Raw genomic sequence first — 18,176 nt, 5'->3', positions numbered from 1 at the left:
GGTCCGCGCAAGTGGACGGTAGGTCGGAGCGCCTCTGCTTCCGGAGCAGTCATTGCGAGCGCAGCGAAGCAATCCAGGAATCTTTCCGCGGACGCATTCCTGGATTGCTTCGCTGCGCTCGCAATGACGGGAACGACGGGCAGAACCTTAAAGGTGTTTTGCCCGACGGCACAAGTAATTTCGTTTTATCGAAAAACCCTTTTTCGCGAAAACAACCCCATGCACAGTAGAAGGGTGGTTGATTTCCAACAGGAATTTGGTGGGTGGATTAGCGACCCCCACCCCACAAATTCTACTCCGCCGCGATCTGCCTCGGCGCGGGCGGCGGGTTGGCCAAATCGGCGGCGAGCTGAGCGTAGCGGGCCTTGGCGTCCGCGACGGCCTTCTCCTTCACTGGGCCGTAGCCGCGGATGCGGTCGGGCAACGACAGCAGCTCCACCGCGGTGTCGATCGTGAGCGGCGACAGCAGGCCGAGCACGGTGGCGACGTCCTTCTCGTAACCTACGATCAGGTCGCGTTCGAGCTTGCGGTCGGCGCTACGACCGAAGATGTCGAGCGGCGTACCGCGCAGGAACTTGAATTTTGCCAGCACGCGGAACACCGGAAGCATCCACGGGCCGAACGCGCGCTTCTTCGGGCGGCCGAGCGCATCGACGCCCCTGCTGAGAATCGGCGGCGCCAGATTGAAGTTGAACTTGAAGTCGCCTTCGAACTGATCGCGGAGCTGCTTTTCGAACGCACCGTCGGAGTAAAGGCGCGCGACTTCGTATTCGTCCTTGTAGGCCAGCAGTTTTGCGTAGTTGACCGCAACGGCGCGCGTCAACGCCTCGTCATAGCCGCCCTGCCTGGCGGCGTCGCTGACCTGGTCCACCAGCTTGCGGTAGCGCTTGGCCAGCCGGCCGTTCTGATAGGCGGTGAGATGCCTGGCGCGATGCTCGACGAGCTCGTCGAGCATCATGGCGTCCAGGGTCCTGGGCGCAACGGCCTCATCAGTTCCCTTCAGCATGTCGGCAAGTCGTGCGGGATCGGCGACGGCGAGCCGGCCGAGCCTGAACGCTTCCTTGTTCATCTTGATCGAGACGCCGTTGACCTCGATCGCCTGCTCGATCGCCTCCGCCGATAACGGCAAGAGGCCCTTCTGATAGGCATACCCCATCATCATCATGTTGGTGGCGATGCTGTCGCCGAGGAGCTGCTCTGCCGGCTTGGTGAAGTCGAAGAACACCGAGTCCTTGTGCAGCGCGGTTTCCAGCAACCCATTCAGCTTGCGGGTCTGGAAGTTGAAATCGCGATTGAGGACGAAGTCGGCGGTCGGGATGACGTGGCTGTTGATGATGCCGCGGGTGCGGCTGCTGTCGCAAAGCGAGATGGTGTCCTTGGCAACCGCGACCACCTCATCGGCGGCGAGCACGACATCGGCCGTGCCGGTGACGATGCGCGAGCAGGTCACCTCGGCCGGATGATCGGACAGACGGACGTGGCTCAGCACCGCCCCACCCTTTTGCGCCAGGCCCGACATGTCGAGGATCATCGAGGCCTTGCCCTCGATATGGGCGGCCATGCCGAGCAGCGCGCCGATAGTCAGCACGCCGGTCCCGCCGACACCGCCGACCGCGATGTTATAGGGCTTATCCAGGTTCGGGCGCGATGCCGGCTCGGGCAGCGCGCCGATATCGCCGACGCCCGCAGGCGCGCGCTTGCGCATCTTGCCGCCGTCGACGGTGACGAAGGACGGGCAAAAGCCTTTGACGCAGGAGTAATCCTTGTTGCAGGTCGACTGGTTGATGGCGCGCTTGCGGCCGAACTCGGTCTCCAGCGGCTCGACCGAAATGCAGTTCGATTGCACCGAGCAATCGCCGCAGCCTTCACACACCGCGGGATTGATCAGCACACGGCGCGCCGGATCCTCCATCGTGCCGCGCTTGCGGCGGCGGCGCTTCTCGGCGGCGCAAGTCTGCACGAACACGATCGCGGACGCGCCCTTGACCTTGCGCAGCGTTTTCTGGACCGCGTCGAGCTCGTCACGATGCGCTGTCTTGACGCCGGGCGCGATCTCGTTCGCCGGATAGGCGTCGGGATTTTCGGAGACCAGATAGATCTCGCGGATGCCTTCGCTGTGGAGTTGGAAGGTGATCTGCTGCGGCGACAATTCGCCGTCGACATGCTGGCCGCCGGTCATCGCGGTCGCGTCGTTATAGAGGATCTTGTAGGTGATGTTGGCGCCGGAGGCGATCGCCTGGCGGATCGCGAGGCTGCCGGAGTGGAAATACGTGCCGTCGCCGAGATTGGCGAACACGTGCTCTTCCTTGGTGAAGGGGGCAACGCCGACCCACGGCACACCCTCGCCCCCCATGTGTGTGAAGGTCTCGGTGGAGCGATCCATCCACAGCGCCATGAAGTGGCAACCGATGCCGGCAAAGGCGCGACTGCCTTCGGGCACCTTGGTCGATGTGTTGTGCGGGCAGCCGGAGCAGAAATACGGGGTGCGGGCGACAGGCGCGGTCGCCTGCATTTGCGACGCCTGGCGGCCGTTGAACCAATCGGCCTTGGCGCGCAGCATCGTTGCAATTTCGGGATTGAGATCAAGTCGAAGCAGACGCTCTGTGAGCGAACTCGCCAGCGAGGCGACGCTGAGTTCTTCGGCGAAAGGGAGGAAGCGCTTGTCGTGGTCGTCCATCTTGCCGATGATCCGAGGACGGACGTCGTCGCGCCAGTTGAACAGCTCCTGCTTCACTTGGTTCTCGACGATCTCGCGGCGCTCTTCGATGATGAAGATTTCCTCGAGACCCACGGCGAACTGCCTGACGCCTTCCGGCTCCAGAGGCCAGGGCATGCCGATCTTGTACAATCGAAGCCCGATCTTGGCGGCGACCTCGGGCGTGATGCCGAGCTCGCGCAGTGCTTGCCGGATATCCTCGTAGCTCTTGCCGGACGCCATGATGCCGTAGCGGGCGTTCGGCGAGTCCATGGTGATGCGATTGACCTTGTTGGCGCGCGCAAAGGCGATCGCGGCAAAGCCCTTGTAGTCCTGCAGGCGGCGGTCCTGGGCGAAGCGGTCGTCGGGCCAGCGCAGATTGAGGCCGCCTTCGGGCATCTCGAAATCGGTCGGGATCACGAACGGCGTCATCTCGTCGGTAAGGTCGATCTCGGCGGTGGTCTCCACCGTCTCGGTGATCACCTTCATGCCGACCCAGCAGCCCGAATAGCGCGACATCGCGATACCCAGAAGGCCCATCTCGATCATTTCGTGGACGCTCGACGGGTAGAGATAGGGCATGAGCGCCGACATGAAGGCGTGGTCGGATTGATGCGGGACCGTTGAGGATTTTGCGCCGTGGTCGTCGCCGGCCAGACACAGGACGCCGCCGTTCTTGGCGGAGCCCGCGGCATTGCCGTGGCGGAAGACGTCGCCGCAGCGATCGACGCCGGGGCCCTTGCCGTACCAGATGCCGACCACACCGTCATACTGCGCGCCGGGCGAGAGGTTGAGCTGCTGCGAGCCCCAGACCGCGGTCGCGGCCAGGTCCTCGTTCACGCCGGGCTGGAACTTGATGTTGTACTGCTCGAGATGCTTGCGCGCAGCGAACAGCTGCTGGTCATAGCCGCCGAGCGGCGAGCCGCGATAGCCGGAGATGAAGCCCGCGGTGTTCAGCCCCGCGGCACGGTCGCGCCGGATCTGGGCCATCGGCAGGCGGACCAGGGCCTGAATGCCGGTCGTGAAAATATGTCCGGTGTCCTGGGTGTATTTCTGATCGAGACTGATCGGACCCTGGTTGATGCCCATTATGTCCTCTTCCGCCCTTTTGAGCGCTTGGCTGCTTAAGCCGTTGCCTGCCCGTTGTTTTTAGCTAGGGCGCGCCGACCATTTCCGCCACTCTATGTCGGATATTTCACGCTCCGCATCACAATTCTGGACCAAAGGCAGCGCCGGGTAAAAATCGCAATTTCGTGGCTGCATTGGCATCCGCGATTTTCATTTTGTGTCACCATACCCCCGCCGTCGCGCAACGAATTGACGCCCAGTCATCCCGGACGGCGTCGATGGGTCGCAGGAGAGGCTTTCGATGCGGACGATTCTGGCTGGCTTGGCTGTCGTGGGTCTGGCGTTGTGCAGTGCGGTTGCGAGCGCGGCCGTCGCTGCCGAGCCGTCACCGGAGCTGATCGCCACCGGCAAGGCGCTGGTGGAGGCCGGCGGCTGTGCGGGCTGCCACACCGCCGATCCCGCCAAACCGTTCGCGGGCGGAAAGCGCATCGCCACTCCCTTCGGCGCGATCTACGCGCCGAACCTGACGCCGGATCGCGACACCGGGATCGGCACCTGGACCGACGCCGACTTCACCCGCGCCGTGCGCACCGGCGTCGCGCCCGACGGCTCCGACTATTACCCGGCGTTCCCCTACCCCTATTTCACGCGGATGACGAAGGACGACACACTGGCGATCCGGGCGTATCTCGGAACGCTCGCGGCCGTCACGAGCCGCAACAAGCCGCCGGAGCTGCGCTGGCCGTTTGGCTATCGCGGCCTGATGCGGATCTGGAACATGATGTATTTCAAACCCGGCCTGTTCGAGCCGGACCAAAGCCAGAGCGCGGCCTGGAATCGAGGCGGCTATCTCGTCATCGGGCTCGGTCATTGCGGCGCCTGCCATACGCCGAAGAACTATTTCGGCGCGGACAAGCAGGCGCAGGCCCTCGCGGGCAACGAGGTCGGCGGCTGGTACGCACCACGGCTCGATGGCGCGGCCCGTAGCGGGCTGAAATCGTGGAGTGTCGAGGACGTCACGGAATATCTTCAGAGCGGGCGCAACGCCAGGAGCCATGCCAGCGGGCTGATGGCAGAGGTGGTCGCCAACTCGACCTCAAAGATGAGCGATGCCGACGTGCGCGCGATCGCGGTTTACCTGAAGAGCCTGCCGCCGGCGCGGCGCGAGGCGATCGTGACGCCGCCCGACGATGCCGAGATGAAAGCCGGCCAGGCCGTCTACGCCAAGCTCTGCATCGCCTGCCATGAGGCCGACGGCACAGGCGCACCGCGCATCTATCCGCCGCTGCCTGCCAACGCGCTGCTGCAATCGGTCAATCCGTCCTCGACCTTGCGCATCATCCTCGACGGCGCCCACACCGTGACCACGCCGCGCGCGCCCAACGCCGGCGAGATGCCGGCCTATTCCAGCCAGCTCTCCGACGAAGAAGTCGCGGCGGTGACGAACTACATCCGCAATTCCTGGGGCAACGCCGCGCCGCTGGTGACGCCGGCGCAGGTGGCGAGGGCGCGGAAGCAGGAGCCCTAGCTCAAGGCTCCCGCTCCTCCTCTTCCGTGAACACGAATTTCGGCATCTCCCATTTGTAGCGCACCGCGAGGAGACGGAAGCTGATGCCGAGGGCGAACGTCAAAATGGTCCAGAGCTCGGCGTTCAGCTTGAGACCGAACGCGGTGGCATAGAACAGCCCCGTCACCACCGAGACGCTGGCATAGAGCTCGGAGCGGAACAGCAGCGGCACGTCGTTGCAGAGCACGTCGCGCAACACCCCGCCGGCGCAACCGGTCACCATGCCGGAGACGATGACGATCGGCAGCGTGGCATCCATCTGCCAGGCGATGTCGCAGCCGGTCATGGTGAAGACGACGAGGCCGATGGCATCGAGCACGATGAAGGCCAGTTTGAGCCGGTGGACCAGCCGCGCCATCAGGATCGTGAGGAAGGCGGCGCCTCCGGCCATTGCGAGGTAGATGGGGTTTTGCACCCAAGCCAGGGGATAATGACCGAGAAAGAGATCGCGCAAGGTGCCGCCGCCGAGCGCCGTGATGCAGCCGAGGAAGCAGACGCCGAGCCAATCCATGCTGCGGCGGCCGGCAGCGAGCGCGGCAGTCATGCCTTGCGCCGCCACCGCGACCAGCGACAACAGATGCAGCACGCTATCGCTCGGCGGCAAGCTCCACATCGTTTGGTTCCTTCCCGCCAGCGGAACTTACGCTTCAGGTACCCAGCGAACAGGTTCCCGATTCCCGCCGCGGGCGCAACATACGACGAAAGCACTAAGGAGGGCGGAACAGAAGCTCGCATCTAAGGGTTGTCCAGCCGCAATAATCGAGGAGAACCAATCGATGGCTGACGACCGTTTTACCAACGATCCGTACCGCCCGAATCTCGCCGATGATGAGTATCCCAATGCGGCGCGACGGGATGCCCAGCTTCAGGTCGACCCCGAGCTTGGCGAAGGCCCCGCCTCCAGCGGCAAGATAGCCCTGTTCGCAGTGGCCATCGCCTTGGTGCTGGGCGCCGTGTTCTATGGCCTGAACAACACCGGCACCAGCAACCAGGCGAGCACCACGCCGGCAACGCAGACAGCCCAGCAGGCGCCGGCTACCAATCCGGCTGCACCGCCCGGCATGCGTGACGTGACGCCCCGCACCAACACCGCGCCGGGCGTGACCACGGGCGCCGCGCCGAGCAAGCCGGCCCCGGATACGCCGGCACCGGCTGGCGCCGCGAAGTAACGATTTGCAACAATATGCGAAAGCGGCGGGACTCACATCCCGCCGCTTTCGTCTGTCTCTAGCTGAATATCTTGTTGAGCTCGCCGCCGGGATATCCGCTCGCGAGTTCCGCGAAGGTGCCCTTCTCTGCCATTTCTTTCGCGGCCCGCATGAAGCCGCCCCAGGCGGCACGAGCGAGTGAACCGCCGACGCTGATCCGGCGCACGCCAAGATCGGCAGCTTCCTGCAATGACAGCCCAGAGCCGCCGATCAGCAGGTTGAATGGTTTGGGTGCGACAGCCTTCACCACCGCGGCGATGTCCTCGCGGCTCTTCAGGCCCGGCGCGTAAAGGCAATCGGCGCCGGCATCGGCGTAAGCGGTGAGCCGGTCGATGACGAGCTTGAGGTCGGTCACGCCCCACAGGTACGCCTCGCAGCGCCCGACCAGCAGCACGCCGCTATCGCCGATCGCCTTGCGCGACGCCTGGATGCGCTCGACTGCGAGCGTGCGCTCGTAGATCGGCTTGTCCTTGTCGCCGGTGGAATCCTCGATCGACAGGCCGGCAACGCCGGTGCGCGCACAGCGCTCGACATTGTCCGCGACCTGGTGCGGCTCGACCGCAAAGCCGCCCTCGAAATCCGCGTTCACGGGGATGTCGACCGACGTGCTCAGCGCTGCCAGATGCTGACAGACCTCCTCGACGCTGACATGGTTGTCGGCCTTGCCGATGGTCCAGGCAAAGCCGGCACTCGACGACGCGAGCGCCTTGAAACCGAGATGCTGCAACGCTTTCGCGCTGCCGACATCGACCGGATTGGGCAGGATGAAGCAGCCGCTCTCGTGCATCTTCCTGAAGATCGCGCGCTTGTCAGCAGTTGTCACATGCATGTTTCTCTCCCTTGGTGGCCGCGCAGAGATGGGGACGTGCCGCCGCGAGCGCTAGTGCGCGTCGTGCACCGCGCGGCTGTCCTTCGGCGCCTGCTCGCGATCATTCATGCTGTAGTCACGGATGACGCTGGCGATACGCAGATGATAATCGGCGAAGATTTTCGCGCGGCCCTTGGCCTGGGTGCGGCGATGCTCCATCGTGTTGCGCCAGGCTTGCACGGCCGCCTCGTCCCGCCAGAACGACACCGACAAGATCTTGCCCTTGTCGGTCAGGCTCTCGAAACGCTCGACCGAGATGAAGCCGTCGATGGTTTGCAGGATCGGCTTGAGGTCGGCCGCGAGGTCGAAATAATCCTGGCGGTGTTCCGGCTTCGGCCAGACCTCGAAGATCACGGCGATCATGGGCGTCTCTCCTTGAGTTGATGGCCTACGATACCACTTACAAAACCACTTGGCGCAGAAACGTGCGCTCTTCCGCGAGGATGAATTTGTGCTCCTCGGCGAAGTGGAAGTTCGCCATGCCTTCCGTATCCTGACGCAGCCGGGCGCGATAGGCCTCATACGCAGCGAGACTCTCGAAGGTGATCAGCGCAAACGCGATGTTGTTGGTGCCCTCGTGCGGCATGAAATAGCCGATCAGATCGCCGCCGCATTTCGGGATGATGGTGAGCCAGCGTTTTGAGTATTCCTCGAACTGCGCGCGCTTGAAGGGATCGAGCTGGTAGCGGATGAAGACGGTGATAGACATCTAAGTTTCCTCTTCCTTGTTTGCGCGAGCGAAGCGCCAGCTCCTCATCCTGAGGAGCTTGGCGCGAGCCAAGCGTCTCGAAGGATGAAGGCCCCGCCGGTGACCTCGCCCTTCGAGACGCGCGCAAGAGCGCGCTCCTCAGGGTGAGGATCGAGATTTCAGTCGTGCTACGCCGTTCGCTCGCAATGACGAGCAACACAACGCTACGCGCTTGCCCGACCGCAATGCTTCGGCTACCATCGAAGCATGAAATCAGGTCCCGACATCGCCATGATCGCCTCGCTCGTCGGCGATCCCGCACGCGCCAACATGCTCACGGCGCTGATGAACGGCCGCGCGCTCACCGCGAGCGAGCTGGCGCAGGAGGCCGGCATCACACCGCAGACCGCAAGCTCGCATCTTTCCAAGCTCGAGGCCGGTGGCCTGATCGAACCGGAGAAGCAGGGCCGCCACCGCTACTACCGCCTCACCGACGACGATGTCGCCGGTGTGCTGGAGGGCCTTGCGGGCCTTGCCGCGCGGACAGGCCATATGCGCGTGCGCACCGGGCCGAAGGATCCGGCGCTGCGGCGTGCGCGGATCTGTTACGACCATCTCGCCGGCGATCTCGGCGTGCAGATGCTCGACACCCTGCGTGCGAAAAACCTGGTCAGGCAGAAGAAGCAGGAGATCGAGCTGACGGCGGAGGGCGAGCGCTTCCTGGCGAAGCATTTGCAGATCTCGCCCGACATGCTCACCCATCCGCGCCGGCCGGTCTGCAAGGCCTGCCTCGACTGGAGCGAGCGGCGCCACCATCTCGCCGGCACGCTGGGCGCCGCCATGATGCAGCGTTTCGCCGAACTGAAATGGGCCGCCCGCGACGCCACGCCCGGCAGCCGCGTGGTGAATTTCACCCGCACCGGCGAGAAGCAGTTTGCCGCGTTGTTCGGTGATGGGAAGGACTGAACACAAGTCCGTGTGAACGACGTCTCTCGTCATGGCCGGGCTTGACCCACGGCCGTCCGCGTCTTTATGCGAACGATCGTTCCGTGGCCCTCAGAGACCCCATGATCCGCTTCGCTTCGGCCGCGCTCGTCGCCGCCCTGATCGCCTGTCCGCTCACCTCCACTCGCGCCGCCGACACCGCCCCGCGCGAGCCCTACGGCATCGCGCTCGAAGGCTTTGCCTATCCCTATCCCGTGCACCTGCTGCCTGTTGTCAATGACGGCGAGCAGCTCAGCATGGCCTATATGGACGTGTCGCCTGCGCAGCCCAACGGCCGCGCCGTCGTGCTGCTGCACGGGCGCAACTTCCCGTCGAGCTACTGGGCGCCTGTTATCAAGATGCTGAGCGAGGCCGGCTTCCGCGTCGTGGTGCCGGACCAGATCGGCTTCGGCAAATCCTCCAAGCCGACGGGCGAGCTGCATTTCGACAATCTGGCGCGCAACACCATCGCGCTGCTCGATCATCTGAAGATCGACAAGGCCGAGATCATCGCCCATTCGCTCGGCGGCATGCTGGGCGTCCGCATCGCCCGCGCCTTTCCCGACCGCGTCGCGCACCTTGTTCTGACGGCCCCGATCGGGCTGGAAGATTACCGCCTGTATGTGCCGCCGACGCCGACCGAAAAGATCATCGATACCGAGGACAAGCTCACGGCCGATGGCTATCGCAAGCAGCTCCAGACCAATTACGCGATCAAGCTGCCGGCTGAGGCGATCACGCCGTTCATCGACGCCCGCTTCAACATCAAGGGCAGCCCGGATTATCCGCGCTGGCTGCGCGCCTTCGTCAGTTCGGGCCAGATGATCTATCGTGAGCCGGTGGCGCACGAGATCGCACTGATCACCGAGCCGACGCTGTTCATCATGGGCGCCGACGACCACAACGCACCGGGCCGACTGAGCGCGCCGGAGGCGCTGCGCGCGAAAATGGGCGAGAACGCCGAGCTGGCGAAGGCACTCGCCGCGAAGATGCCGAATGCGCGCGCCGAGGTGATCCCGGACACCGGCCATCTCGTCTTCCTGGAGGCGCCTGAGAAGTACAACGAGCTGGTCCTGAACTTTCTCGGCCGCTAGCGACATTGCTGTCGTCCGGAGCCGCGTGCGGGGAATGTTCATGCCGCATTCAGGTCATGATTGGCAGATTTGGCTCGCGTCGTGTCGGCATGTTGCGATTTTAACGTGTCGAATCGTGTCTTTTGATTCATGGTGCGCCGAAAGCGCCAAGCCCTATAGAACCTGCCCCAAGCACGAGAAGGAAGATCAAATGAAATACCTGTTTGCCGCCGTGATGCTCGCCAGCGCTATCGTTGGTTTCAGCGAGGCGGCCAGCGCCGCCGGCGGTTGCGGCCCCGGCTGGTATCGCGGCGCCTATGGCGGCTGCCGCCCGATGCGCGGTCCGGTCGTTGTCCGCCCGGGTCCGATCGTGGTTGCGCCGGCCCCTGTCGTGGTCGTGCCGCGCGCGCGCGTGTGCCCCTACGGCTTCCGCTGGTACGCCGGCCGCTGCCGTCCGTTCTGATCTCGTTTTTTGCATAGCTAAATGGCCGCGCGGCGAAGGCCTGCGCGGCCATTTATTTTGGACGTTTGACGTCGCACCGGGATGTTTCGAATCAAAACGGGGACCGCGATCGCGGTCCCCGTTCAAGCCTGGCTTACCGCGAAGCTTACCAATGGCGGCGGTGCCATCGCCAGCGATGCCAGCCCCAGTGACGGCGGCGCCAACCCCAATGACGGTGACGCCAGCCCCAATGGTGGTGGTGGCCGTGCCAGTGCACCTGCTCCGGCTTCAACTGCGCGGCTTCATCGCTGCTGGTGACCGCGGGATGAGCGTCGGGATTGCCTTGCAGCGTGCTGGGGTCACCGAGCGGCTGCGGCGCCAGCGGCGCAGCCTTTGCGGCGGCCGTGAACGCGGCAGCTCCGGCCGCGACACCGATTGCAAATTTCAAAAAATTCCGGCGCTCCATGACTTCTTTCCTCTTGGATGGTCGTGCCAGTGATGCAGAGGAAGTGTCGCGGTGATGACATGAACCGAAGCTGAATCGCGCGTTCAGCTTCGTTGCGCAGGTGACAGGAGGATTCGCAGCGCCGTAGCCCGGTGCTCTATTTGCCGAACTCCTGCGCCAGCACCAGCAACTCGCGCGTGCGCGTCACGTCGGGCCAATCGCGGTTGAAATCGGCCACCAACTGCGTCAGCGCATCGCCCTTCAGCATGGCCTGCAGCGCAGCCTCGCTCTCGAACTGATACATCGCCTGATGCAGTGACGGATCGTCGAGGCTCCAGAACCGCCAGGCCTTAGCTACACCGAATACCTTCACCGCGTCGGGCAGATGTTCCGTCTCGTACCATCTATCGAAGGCGGCGCGCTTGCCCGCATCGGTGACGACGGCGCGGACGACGAAAAAGGCTGACGGCACCGGATTTCCTCCTGTTGTTTGGGATAAGACTAGCCGGTTACGTCGGCGACGACAAAAAGAGTTGGCAACGGTGTCGGACCGCGCGCCCCTCGTCCGTCCTATGCGCAAGACAGCACGGAGACGACCTATGGCCGACCTCACCCTGACCACCTTCAACTGGGTTCCCGAACTCCCGCGCGGCTTTGTGCGCGACCTTCGCGTACGCTGGGCCCTTGAGGAGGCGGCGCTCCCCTACCGCGTCGCAAGCGTGCCGTTCGACGGCCGCGGCGCCGCGCATCTCGCGCACCAGCCGTTCGGCCAAGTGCCGTGGCTGACTGACGGCGACATCTCCATTTTCGAGAGCGGTGCGATTCTGCAGCATCTTGGCGAACTCAGCGCGAAGCTGATGCCGATCGATCCGCACGGCCGCGTTGAGGCAAAGGAATGGATATTCGCCGCGCTCAATTCCGTGGAGATGGCGAGCCTGCCCTGGGCGCTTTTCAGGTTCACCGGGAATGCCGACGGCTCACCGGCCGTGAAGTTTTTCGACGACTTCCTCAAGCTCCGCCTCAAGCACATGGAGCCGGTGCTGGCCGGCCGTGAATGGCTCGCGGGCTCCTTCTCCGCCGCCGACATCCTGATGGCCGACGTGCTGCGCCTCGTCGATCATTTTGACGGGCTCACGGAGCATCCGGCCTGCCGCAACTACGTCGCGCGCGCCACCGCTCGCCCGGCCTTCGCCAAGGCCCACGCCGACCAGATGGCGCATTTCGCCGCGGCGGACGCGGCGCGCTGACGCGGCGTGGGGTATGATGTGCCTCACACAATGAATCCGGCGATGGCCGTAGGCTCACGGCCATCAAATCATTCCCTGCGGAAGGTGACACATGGCCCGCATCGCATATCTCAGAGACCAGCTTGCCCGCGCCGAACGGCTGGCAAAGGCGATCCTCGACCGGCAAACCGCGGAGCAGCTTCAGGCGTTCGCAGCCGAATGCCGCGAGGAGCTGCAGGTGCTGTCGCGCAGGGCTGCGGCGTAAGGCTGCTCGGTTACACGAGCTTCATCGGCGTATCGGCGACCACGCGAAGGTCGATTCGGCTGATCAGTTGAGACCGAAGCGCCTCCGCATCACCGATCGCGCTCTCCGTCTGCCGCAACGTGCTGACGTTCGAGCCGAGCGAGACGATCCCGCCGAGCACCAGAGCGATCGATCCGAGCGCGGCGGTCTGACCTGTCCCCAACAAGCCGAGGATCGTACTCAACAGCAGCGCGCCTCCGCCGCCAAGGGCGATCTTGGACGCCAGGATGTACTTCCGGCATCGCTCCGCAATCTCGGCGAGCCGCTCGATCCGCGCTTCGATGTCTGAAATCTCGTCGGTCGGATCGCTGTCGGTCATTGGATTTGGGATCGAGGATGCCAACTCAGAAACAGAATCGGTAGCCCGCATGAGCGAAGCGACATGCGGGACTTGGAAGGAAAACCCGGATGTCGCTACGCTCATCCGGGCTACAAGTCCGCTCTACAACGGCAAATTGTCGTGCTTCTTCGCCGGCGTTTCCACCTTCTTGTCCTTCAGCATCGACAGCGCCCGCGCGATCCGCTTGCGGGTCGAGTGCGGCATGATGACGTCGTCGATGTAGCCGCGCTCGGCGGCGATGAAGGGGGAGAGGAAGCGGTCTTCGTATTCCTTGGTGCGCGCGGCAATCTTGTCGGGGTCGCCGATGTCGGCGCGGAAGATGATCTCGACCGCGCCCTTGGCGCCCATCACGGCGATCTGGGCGGTCGGCCAGGCGTAGTTCATGTCGGCGCCGATCTCCTTGGAGGCCATGACGTCGAAGGCGCCGCCATAGGCCTTGCGGGTGATGATGGTGACCAGCGGCACGGTGCACTGCGAATACGCAAACAGCAGCTTGGCGCCGTGCTTGATCAGACCGCCATATTCCTGCGCGGTGCCGGGCAGGAAGCCCGGTACGTCGACGAAGGTCACGATCGGGATGTTGAAGGCATCACAGAAACGAACGAAGCGCGCGGCCTTGCGTGAGGCGTCAGAGTCGAGCACGCCCGCCAGCACCATCGGCTGGTTGGCGACGAAGCCCACGGTGCGGCCGGCGATGCGACCGAATCCGGTGACGATGTTCTTGGCAAAAGCGTCCGCGATCTCGAAGAAATCGCCCTCGTCCACGACCTTCAGGATCAGCTCCTTCATGTCGTAGGGCTTGTTCGGATTGTCGGGGATCAGCGTGTCGAGCGACATGTCGACGCGGCCGATGTCGTCGAAGCTCGGCCATTCCGGCACGCCGTCGCTGTTGTTGGACGGCAGGAAGTCGATCAGGCGCCGCATTTGCAAGAGCGTCTCGACGTCGTTCTCGAACGCGCCGTCGGCAATCGAGGAGCGCGTGGCATGCACCGAGGCGCCGCCGAGTTCTTCCGCCGTCACGACCTCGTTGGTGACAGTCTTCACCACGTCGGGGCCGGTGACGAACATGTAGCTGGTGTTCTTCACCATGAAGATGAAGTCGGTCATCGCAGGCGAATAGACGTCGCCGCCGGCGCAGGGGCCCATGATGACGGAGATCTGCGGGATCACGCCGGAGGCGAGCACGTTGCGGCGGAACACGTAGGAATAGCCGGCCAAGGCAGCTACGCCCTCCTGGATGCGGGCGCCGCCCGCGTCATAGAGGCCGATGATGGGCGCCCTCGCCTTCATCGCCATGTCCTGGAGCTTTGTAATTTTCAGCGCGTGCGTTTCCGAGAGCGAGCCGCCGAACACGGTGAAGTCCTTGGCGAAGACAAAGGTCTTGCGGCCGTTGACCGTGCCCCAGCCGGTGACGACGCCGTCGCCGGGCACCTTGTTCTTCTCCATGCCGAACTCGGTGGAGCGGTGCTCGACGAACATGTCGAATTCCTCGAACGATCCCTTGTCGAGCAAGAGCTCGATGCGCTCACGTGCGGTCAGCTTGCCGCGGGCGTGCTGCGCCTCGATGCGCTTCTCCCCGCCGCCGAGCTTTGCGCCGGCGCGACGGTCTTCAAGGGCGTCCAGGATATTCTTCATTTGCTCCCGCCAGTTCTTAGCCTAAATGCGATTGCCGGGGGTTCTAACACGGCATTTTGCAGGCCGGGAAGCGGCTTTCGGCCCCGCAGGGCTGCCTTGCCGCAGCGGGAAAGCGCAAGGAATTTCAAAGTTTTGCCTGGGAGACGACCATGACCGAAGGAACGGCCGAGACCGGCGCGGCGACGGGCGGCGTCAACATCCTGCTGCGGCTGGAGGGCCTGACCCTGTTCGTGGGCATGGTGATGCTCTACTGGGCCTGGGACGGCTCATGGCTCGTGTTCGCCCTGCTGTTCTTCGTCCCCGATCTGAGCTTCCTGGCATATCTGTCGGACGCCAAATTCGGCGCGCTGGTCTACAACGCCGCGCACAGCTACATGGCACCGGTCGCGCTGCTGACCGTCGGTTTCGGCCTTGCCTCGCCGCTCACCCTGTCCATCGCCTTGATCTGGCTCGCCCATATCGGCCTCGACCGGGCGCTCGGCTATGGCCTGAAATATTCGGCCGGGTTCGGCTTCACCCATCTCGGCCGGATCGGCCGGCAGAAGGATACCTGATGGCCGCGCGCTGCCCCTAAATTTGGCGGCCCGGCCCGGTTGACCGGGCCTGCCGATTCAGGCTTGCTCAAGGCTTACGATCAGGCGCCGAATGTTGCGTGAGCTCAGTCGGTACGGCGGCGGTCATCATTTCCGGCTGCAAGCATCACCCCATGTCCGCGACGGTCGTTCCCCTGCCGCCGAACTCGTCGTCCGAAACCACCGACTTCCTGCGGCGCATGGCCAGCATGGTGTCGGGGCGGAACGGCGAAATGTTGCTGCGCGCGGCCGCGCTGATCGAGTCGCTGACGCAGCGGGCGATGTCGGCGGAACGCCTCTATCATCGGGAGCACGAAGAGAACACGCGCAACAGCGAGCTGCGCGAGGCCGGTGAGATGGCGTCGGACGCCATGGTCAAGCAAATCGACGGGCTGCGTAGCCAGCTTGCCGAAATCACCGCGGCCGCGGCGGCCGAGCGCGCGGCATTCGATGCCGAGCGCGGCAAGCTGCTCGGCCTGATGCAGCACGCGGAGAGCCATATCGGCCAGCTCACAAGCGAGCTGGAGACGCTGCACGCCTCGATCGACAGATTCAACGAGACCGCCATCTCCGTGCCGATCGAGGTGCTGCGGCTGGCGCGCACCCAGTTCGATGTCCTCTCCGCGGGCTTTGCCCGCAAGGGCGACGTCATCTCGCAGGCGATGAGCGAGATTGGCGGCTTTGCGATCGACCAGGCGCTGACGGTGAAGAAGGCCGATCCCGCCTGAGGCGAACCGCCGGCCTGCGTCAAATTGACAGCGCACGGGCGTGTTGTTCTACTCACTGAAAATCGCGAGGGAGGATCACGATGCTGACGGCATTCCGCGTCGCCATGGCGCTCTGCATTTCAACGCTGTTCGTCGGCATGGGCGCCAACGCGCAATCGCTTCCCAGGGAAGTCGCTACCCGCGCCGAGATCTACCCGATCCCCTCGCTCACCCTCTCCGATCAGCAATTCCTCAGCGGTGACGCCGCGGCCGCCAAGCCGGTGACGGTCGCCGGCGAACTGCGCGTGGCGCAAGGCAGCGGAAAACTCCCCGTCGTGGTGCTGATGCACGGCTCGAGCGGTGTCGGCGCCACGACCGAAGCCTGGGTGCACGCGTTCAACGCCATGGGCATCTCGACCTTCGTGATCGACGGCTTTACCGGCCGCGGGCTGACGGTGGTCGGGCCGAACCAGGCCCTGCTCGGCCGGCTCAACTTCGTCATCGACATCTATCGCTCGCTGGAAATCCTCGCAAAACATCCCCGCGTCGATCCTGATCGCATCGTGCTGATGGGCTTTTCACGCGGGGGACAGGCGACGCTCTATGCGAGCCTCGACCGCTTCCACAAGCTCTGGAACAAGTCCGGCATCCAGTTTGCCGCCTATATTCCGTTCTACCCCGACTGCTCGACGACCTATCAGAACGACACGGACATCGCCGCGCGCCCGATCCGCATCTTCCACGGCACGCCCGACGACTACAATCCCGTCAAGAGCTGCAAGGCTTTCGTCGAGCGGCTCAAGACGGCCGGCCGCGACGTGGTGCTGACCGAGTACCCCGACAGCGCGCACGGCTTCGACAGTGGGCTGCTCGGCGTCAATAGGGTTGCCGTGTCCTCAGGCGCGCAGACCGTGCGCAACTGCCAGATCCGCGAAGGCGATGGCGGCGTGCTGATGAACGCCAATACGAAGGCGCCGTTCACGTACCAGGATTCCTGTGTCGAGCTCAATCCGCATGTCGGCGGCAATCCGGCCACTGCCGCCGAGTCGCGCAAGGCTGTGGAGGAGTTTTTGCAGGCGCTGTTCAAGCTGGGGTAGCGCTAGGAGGCAGCTCGGTCTTGGGAGCCGGCGTCGGCGCCACATACTCCGTCATTGCGAGCGAAGCGAAGCAATCCAGAATCTCGTCGCGGAGGCAGTCTGGATTGCTTCGTCGCTTCGCTCCTCGCAATGACGGAGGCTACGGCTCGTCAGGCCTGAACGGCTCCTGCTTGTCCGGCGGCACGGTCTCCTCCGCCATTGCCAGCAACATCGCGACCATCACGTAATCGCCGGACACCGCCGTGAGGTCCACGATCTGCTGATCGTTAAACACCTTCTTCGCGCGCGCATAGGTTTCGTCGCCGACCTTCCTGGTCGCGGTGAGCTCGGTGACGAAGTCGTACACGGCGCCAGCGCGGCAGCGCTAAACGGCGCCGATCTCGGCAAGGCAGGCTTGCGTCAGCGGCATGCGCTCGCCGACCAGACGCGGCTCCTTGCAGTCCATATTGAGCGCGAACACGGTGTGCGCTTCGCCCTTCTCGGCCCAGCCCACCATCCAGCCCAGCGACGGCTCGCCGCGCTCGGCGCCGAGCAGCCCGGACTTGGCGCGAATGACGCTATCGCCGACCTTGGTCACCGGCAGGATGTCAGCGACGAGATCCTGACTGCGCTTCGAAATCGGCAGCACACGGCGGCGCAGCCTGTCGATGAAATCGACCTGCTCGACCGGATCGATGCGCAAGGCGCCGGTGAGCCAGAACTGGTCGATGCCGCCGCCGATGTCGCGATTGCCGTAGTCGAACATATCGACGTACTTTTGCATCCGCTCTTGCCCGATGCGGCGCGCGATCTCCTGATAGACCGGCACCGCGCTCACGAGAATCGCGCTACGCAGCGTGTGATCCTTGTTCCAGGCCTCGATCGGACACTTCACGCCATCCCAGGGAAATACGTCCTTGTCGGGGTCAGTGACGACGCCAATTTCGAGCGCGATCAGCGAGTTCGGAATCTTGAAGGTCGAAGCCGGCAGCTTCGCCTCGCCCGAACGTTGCTTGTCGCTCGCAACGATCAGGTAGTCCTCGACCTTGTAGCCGACGAACGTCCCTGATGTGCCGAGGTCGGTGAAGCGCTTTGCAAGGCTGTCACGGATCTCGTTGCGCGGCGGCGCGACATGGGCGAATGCACGCGATGGCAAAGCGGCAGCTGCGGCGAGAAGGCCGACGGTGGAACGGCGGGTGAGCACTGGCGGTGTCCGTTGCGGGAAGAAGATGGCCGCGACCATGCAGCCGCTATCGTGGTGAAACGATGACACGTTAT

21 protein-coding genes are annotated in these 18,176 nt (G+C 64.2%); 10 read left to right on the top strand and 11 right to left on the bottom strand.

Going from position 1 to position 18,176, the window contains the following annotated elements:
* Window positions 1-292: 292 nt before the first annotated feature.
* A complete protein-coding gene (locus tag AC0L2F_RS28075) occupies window positions 293-3,784 on the bottom strand; it encodes an indolepyruvate ferredoxin oxidoreductase family protein (protein ID WP_473250637.1) in 3,492 nt (1,163 codons plus the stop codon).
* Between the two features lie 280 nt (window positions 3,785-4,064).
* Between AC0L2F_RS28075 and AC0L2F_RS28070 the strand changes: the two genes are divergently transcribed.
* Complete coding sequence (locus AC0L2F_RS28070; protein ID WP_473250636.1) at window positions 4,065-5,291, top strand: c-type cytochrome; 1,227 nt, start codon at window positions 4,065-4,067, stop codon at window positions 5,289-5,291.
* A gap of 1 nt (window position 5,292) precedes the next feature.
* Here the strand turns inward: AC0L2F_RS28070 and AC0L2F_RS28065 are convergent, their stop codons facing one another.
* Window positions 5,293-5,943 carry a trimeric intracellular cation channel family protein gene (locus AC0L2F_RS28065; protein WP_007611539.1) on the bottom strand — a complete coding sequence of 217 codons (651 nt, stop codon included), beginning with the start codon at window positions 5,941-5,943 and terminating at the stop codon, window positions 5,293-5,295.
* A 163-nt stretch (window positions 5,944-6,106) separates the two neighbouring features.
* Between AC0L2F_RS28065 and AC0L2F_RS28060 the strand changes: the two genes are divergently transcribed.
* Complete coding sequence (locus AC0L2F_RS28060; protein WP_473250635.1) at window positions 6,107-6,499, top strand: hypothetical protein; 393 nt, start codon at window positions 6,107-6,109, stop codon at window positions 6,497-6,499.
* 58 nt (window positions 6,500-6,557) lie between these two features.
* Here AC0L2F_RS28060 and AC0L2F_RS28055 read toward each other — a convergent pair whose 3' ends face one another.
* The 3 genes from AC0L2F_RS28055 to AC0L2F_RS28045 are packed head-to-tail and all read right to left on the bottom strand — an operon-like array spanning window position 6,558 to window position 8,115.
* Window positions 6,558-7,367 carry an isocitrate lyase/PEP mutase family protein gene (locus tag AC0L2F_RS28055; protein WP_473250634.1) on the bottom strand — a complete coding sequence of 270 codons (810 nt, stop codon included), beginning with the start codon at window positions 7,365-7,367 and terminating at the stop codon, window positions 6,558-6,560.
* Window positions 7,368-7,418: 51 nt separating this feature from the next.
* Window positions 7,419-7,769 (bottom strand): antibiotic biosynthesis monooxygenase family protein, encoded by a 351-nt coding sequence (locus AC0L2F_RS28050; RefSeq protein ID WP_007603077.1) that lies wholly within the window; start codon window positions 7,767-7,769, stop codon window positions 7,419-7,421.
* 37 nt (window positions 7,770-7,806) lie between these two features.
* A complete protein-coding gene (locus tag AC0L2F_RS28045) occupies window positions 7,807-8,115 on the bottom strand; it encodes an NIPSNAP family protein (protein WP_063995954.1) in 309 nt (102 codons plus the stop codon).
* A gap of 246 nt (window positions 8,116-8,361) precedes the next feature.
* Here AC0L2F_RS28045 and AC0L2F_RS28040 point away from each other — a divergent pair, with 246 nt between their 5' ends.
* The 3 genes from AC0L2F_RS28040 to AC0L2F_RS28030 all read left to right on the top strand — a co-directional run bounded on the left by AC0L2F_RS28040 (window position 8,362) and on the right by AC0L2F_RS28030 (window position 10,614).
* Complete coding sequence (locus AC0L2F_RS28040) at window positions 8,362-9,060, top strand: ArsR/SmtB family transcription factor (RefSeq protein WP_473250633.1); 699 nt, start codon at window positions 8,362-8,364, stop codon at window positions 9,058-9,060.
* Between the two features lie 101 nt (window positions 9,061-9,161).
* The gene (locus AC0L2F_RS28035; RefSeq protein ID WP_473250632.1) at window positions 9,162-10,172 is read left to right on the top strand and encodes an alpha/beta fold hydrolase; all 1,011 of its coding nucleotides are present in this window, start codon (window positions 9,162-9,164) and stop codon (window positions 10,170-10,172) included.
* A gap of 190 nt (window positions 10,173-10,362) precedes the next feature.
* Window positions 10,363-10,614 (top strand): GCG_CRPN prefix-to-repeats domain-containing protein, encoded by a 252-nt coding sequence (locus AC0L2F_RS28030; RefSeq protein ID WP_063995951.1) that lies wholly within the window; start codon window positions 10,363-10,365, stop codon window positions 10,612-10,614.
* Window positions 10,615-10,759: 145 nt separating this feature from the next.
* Here the strand turns inward: AC0L2F_RS28030 and AC0L2F_RS28025 are convergent, their stop codons facing one another.
* Entirely contained in the window at window positions 10,760-11,059 is a 300-nt protein-coding gene (locus tag AC0L2F_RS28025) for a twin-arginine translocation signal domain-containing protein (protein ID WP_473250631.1), read from the bottom strand.
* A gap of 136 nt (window positions 11,060-11,195) precedes the next feature.
* Window positions 11,196-11,510: a hypothetical protein gene (locus AC0L2F_RS28020; RefSeq protein ID WP_007611552.1), complete on the bottom strand. Its 315-nt coding sequence runs from the start codon at window positions 11,508-11,510 to the stop codon at window positions 11,196-11,198.
* 127 nt (window positions 11,511-11,637) lie between these two features.
* Between AC0L2F_RS28020 and AC0L2F_RS28015 the strand changes: the two genes are divergently transcribed.
* Complete coding sequence (locus AC0L2F_RS28015; protein WP_473250630.1) at window positions 11,638-12,285, top strand: glutathione S-transferase family protein; 648 nt, start codon at window positions 11,638-11,640, stop codon at window positions 12,283-12,285.
* 91 nt (window positions 12,286-12,376) lie between these two features.
* Window positions 12,377-12,529 (top strand): hypothetical protein, encoded by a 153-nt coding sequence (locus AC0L2F_RS28010; protein ID WP_018456483.1) that lies wholly within the window; start codon window positions 12,377-12,379, stop codon window positions 12,527-12,529.
* A gap of 10 nt (window positions 12,530-12,539) precedes the next feature.
* Here the strand turns inward: AC0L2F_RS28010 and AC0L2F_RS28005 are convergent, their stop codons facing one another.
* Both AC0L2F_RS28005 and AC0L2F_RS28000 read right to left on the bottom strand, forming a co-directional pair.
* Window positions 12,540-12,887 (bottom strand): hypothetical protein, encoded by a 348-nt coding sequence (locus AC0L2F_RS28005; RefSeq protein ID WP_473250629.1) that lies wholly within the window; start codon window positions 12,885-12,887, stop codon window positions 12,540-12,542.
* 123 nt (window positions 12,888-13,010) lie between these two features.
* Window positions 13,011-14,543: an acyl-CoA carboxylase subunit beta gene (locus AC0L2F_RS28000; protein WP_007611560.1), complete on the bottom strand. Its 1,533-nt coding sequence runs from the start codon at window positions 14,541-14,543 to the stop codon at window positions 13,011-13,013.
* A gap of 149 nt (window positions 14,544-14,692) precedes the next feature.
* Here AC0L2F_RS28000 and AC0L2F_RS27995 point away from each other — a divergent pair, with 149 nt between their 5' ends.
* The 3 genes from AC0L2F_RS27995 to AC0L2F_RS27985 all read left to right on the top strand — a co-directional run bounded on the left by AC0L2F_RS27995 (window position 14,693) and on the right by AC0L2F_RS27985 (window position 16,919).
* The gene (locus tag AC0L2F_RS27995; protein WP_063996922.1) at window positions 14,693-15,097 is read left to right on the top strand and encodes a DUF4260 domain-containing protein; all 405 of its coding nucleotides are present in this window, start codon (window positions 14,693-14,695) and stop codon (window positions 15,095-15,097) included.
* 152 nt (window positions 15,098-15,249) lie between these two features.
* Window positions 15,250-15,843: a hypothetical protein gene (locus AC0L2F_RS27990; protein ID WP_473250628.1), complete on the top strand. Its 594-nt coding sequence runs from the start codon at window positions 15,250-15,252 to the stop codon at window positions 15,841-15,843.
* A gap of 80 nt (window positions 15,844-15,923) precedes the next feature.
* A complete protein-coding gene (locus AC0L2F_RS27985; RefSeq protein ID WP_473250627.1) occupies window positions 15,924-16,919 on the top strand; it encodes a dienelactone hydrolase family protein in 996 nt (331 codons plus the stop codon).
* A gap of 139 nt (window positions 16,920-17,058) precedes the next feature.
* Here the strand turns inward: AC0L2F_RS27985 and AC0L2F_RS27980 are convergent, their stop codons facing one another.
* Both AC0L2F_RS27980 and AC0L2F_RS27975 read right to left on the bottom strand, forming a co-directional pair.
* A complete protein-coding gene (locus tag AC0L2F_RS27980; protein WP_473250626.1) occupies window positions 17,059-17,265 on the bottom strand; it encodes a carboxymuconolactone decarboxylase family protein in 207 nt (68 codons plus the stop codon).
* An 18-nt stretch (window positions 17,266-17,283) separates the two neighbouring features.
* Window positions 17,284-18,102, bottom strand: coding sequence for a penicillin-binding transpeptidase domain-containing protein (locus AC0L2F_RS27975; RefSeq protein ID WP_473250657.1), 819 nt, complete (start codon window positions 18,100-18,102; stop codon window positions 17,284-17,286).
* Between the last annotated feature and the right edge of the window lie 74 nt (window positions 18,103-18,176).

The organism is Bradyrhizobium sp. Ken64 (assembly GCF_055807555.1).
This window is presented reverse-complemented; position numbering and strand designations above follow the sequence as displayed.